The organism is Inquilinus limosus MP06, assembly GCF_000767795.1.
Taxonomy (GTDB): domain Bacteria; phylum Pseudomonadota; class Alphaproteobacteria; order DSM-16000; family Inquilinaceae; genus Inquilinus; species Inquilinus limosus_E.
Window position 1 is genome coordinate 1 of the sequence record NZ_JANX01000747.1, and the last position, 2,473, is coordinate 2,473.

Genomic DNA, 2,473 nt, shown 5'->3' on the forward strand with positions numbered 1-2,473 from the left:
CCGGCATCGCCGCCTATTCGACCGCGCTGGCCGATGCCGTCGGGCTGGTCTGCGGGGCGGGGGAGGTGGCGGTGGTGCTGGGCGGCGACTGCTCGATCCTGCTTGGCTGCCTGCTGCCGCTGCGCCGGCGCGGGCGCTTCGGGCTCCTGTTCCTCGACGGCCATGCCGATTTCTACCAGCCGGAGGCCGAGCCGAACGGCGAGGCTGCGTCGATGGAGCTGGCCCTGGCCACCGGCCGCGGCCCGGCCGTGGTCACCGATCTCGAAGGGCTGCGGCCGCTGGTGCGCGACGAGGATGTGGTGGCCTTCGGCATCCGCGACGCCGAGGACGCCGCGCGCTTCGGCAGCCAGCGGATCGAGGACAGCGGCATCGAGCTGCTCGACCTCGCCGCGATCCGCCGCTCCGGCCTGGACGCCGCGATGGAGCGGGCGCTGGACTGGCTGACCCGACCCGAGCTGCTCGGCCTCTGGGTCCATCTCGACGCCGACGTGCTCGACGATGCGGTGATGCCGGCGGTCGACTACCGGATGCCGGGCGGCCTGTCCTTCGACGAGCTGGCGGCGGTGCTGGATGCCGCGGCGGCGAGCGGCCGGCTGGCGGGGATCGACATCACCATCTTCAACCCGGCGCTGGATCCCGATGGCACCATCGCCGCCGCCTTCGCCGATGCCGTCGCCCGGGGGCTGCGCTCCTAGGCGCGGGCGTCTATGCTCGGCGCATGCCGCTCCGCCTGCCGCCGCTCTCGTCCCTCCGCTTCTTCGAGGCGGCGGGGCGCCATCTCAGCTTCAAGCTCGCCGCCGCCGAGTTGAACGTCACCCCCAGCGCCGTCAGCCACGGCATCGTCGGGCTGGAGCAGGCGCTGGGGGTCGAGCTGTTCGTGCGCGAGCCGCGCCGGCTGTCATTGACGCCGGAGGGCGCGGACTACCTGCCCTATGTCGCCGAGGCGCTGTCGCTGATCGCCATCGGCACCCAGCGCCTGCCGCATCACCGCGGCCGTCGCGCCATCACCGTCAGCTGCGCCCCGACCTTCGCCTCGCGCTGGCTGCTGCCGCGGCTGCACCGCTTCGGCGAGCGCTGGCCGACCATCGCCGTCACCGTCGACACCTCGCGCCGGCAGGTCGGATTCCCGGTCGACGGCTTCGACTTCGCCATCCGGATGAGCCGGGCGACGGCGGCAGGCGCGGCCTGGACCCGGCTGTTCGGTGAGCGGCTGGTGCCGGTGTGCAGCCCGGAGTATCGCCGGCGGCTGGCGGGCGAGGGTGGGGCGGTCGACCTGGGCCGCGCCGCGCTGATCCACGTCATCCCGGCCAGCGAGGACTGGCTGGCCTGGCTGGAGCGGACGGGCACCGAGGGCGCCGACCTGGCCGGGGGTCTGCGCGTCGACACCATCCAGATGGCGTTCGAGGCCGCCGCCGCGGGGCTCGGCGTCGCCCTCGGCCGGCGGCCGCTGGTCGGACAGGACCTCGCCGCCGGGACCCTGGTCGAGGCCGGACTGCCGGAGATCGAGGCCGAGACCGCCTATTGGCTGGTCGGCGCCGAGGGGGCGGAGCGCCGGCCGGACCTGCTGGGCTTCCGGCGCTGGCTGCTGGGCGAAGTCGAGGCTTCCGGGCCAGACGACGCGGCCGGGCGTCGGACCGCCTGAGGTCGTTCGCCTTTCCATTTGGGAAAACTCGCCTGAAATCCAGAACCGTCATTGCGAGCGCAGCGAAGCAATCCAGGAGCCGGTGCGCACCGGCCCCTGGATTGCTTCGTCGGCTTCGCCTCCTCGCAATGACGGCGAAGGGCTGGTCTTGGCGATTCAAGCGCGAACGGGTGAGGATCCTTCACCCGTCATCAAAACCTTCTCTTTTGCCGGCCTCTCCTGCCGTTGCCATTGTGAGGGCCGGGCGAGGAGGGCCCGGACGATGGTGGCGACGGACAGCAGGCCGCTCGGATCCCCGGCGGTGCGGATAGGGGTGGTGATCCTGGCGGGAGCCCTGATCATGAGCGCGGCGATGGGCGCGCGGCAGACCTTCGGCCTGTTCATCGGGCCGTTCTCCTTCGACCGCGGCCTGCCGGTGACGCTGACCGCCTTCGCCATCGCCCTGCACAACCTGGTCTGGGGCTTCACTCAGCCCTTCGCCGGCGCCGCCGCCGACCGCTGGGGCTCGCCGCCGGTGGTGGCCTTCGGGGCAGTGGCCTTCGCCGCAGGGCTGGTGCTGACCGCCTTCGCCTCCTCGGGTGTGCTGCTGGTGCTCGGCCTCGGCCTGCTGGTCGGGATCGGCATCAGCTGCACCACCTTCGGCGTGGTGCTGACCGCGCTGGGCCGTGCCGCCCCGCCGGAGAAGCGCAGCATGGCGATGGGCCTGGCCAGCGCCGGCGGGTCGCTCGGCCAGGTGGCGCTGGTGCCGGTGGCGCAATGGATAACGAACGCCTCGAGCACCGCCACGTCGCTGCTGGTGCTGGCCGGCTGCCTGCTGGCGGTGGCGCCGCT

3 protein-coding genes are annotated in these 2,473 nt (G+C 73.0%); all 3 read left to right on the forward strand.

The annotated features are described in order from the left end of the window. Window positions 1-695 (forward strand): arginase family protein (locus tag P409_RS31800; RefSeq protein WP_034848028.1); only part of this gene is annotated, 695 nt, incomplete at its 5' end. Between the two features lie 23 nt (window positions 696-718). Next, window positions 719-1,642, forward strand: coding sequence for a LysR substrate-binding domain-containing protein (locus P409_RS31805; protein ID WP_034848031.1), 924 nt, complete (start codon window positions 719-721; stop codon window positions 1,640-1,642). A gap of 262 nt (window positions 1,643-1,904) precedes the next feature. Then, on the forward strand, window positions 1,905-2,473 hold a 569-nt coding region (locus P409_RS31810), incomplete at its 3' end, for an MFS transporter (RefSeq protein ID WP_034848034.1).

What these genes read in the sequence shown, in the direction of transcription:
- P409_RS31805 (WP_034848031.1), top strand. Translation starts at nt 719, where the DNA reads ATGCCGCTCCGCCTGCCGCCGCTCTCGTCCCTCCGCTTCTTCGAGGCG.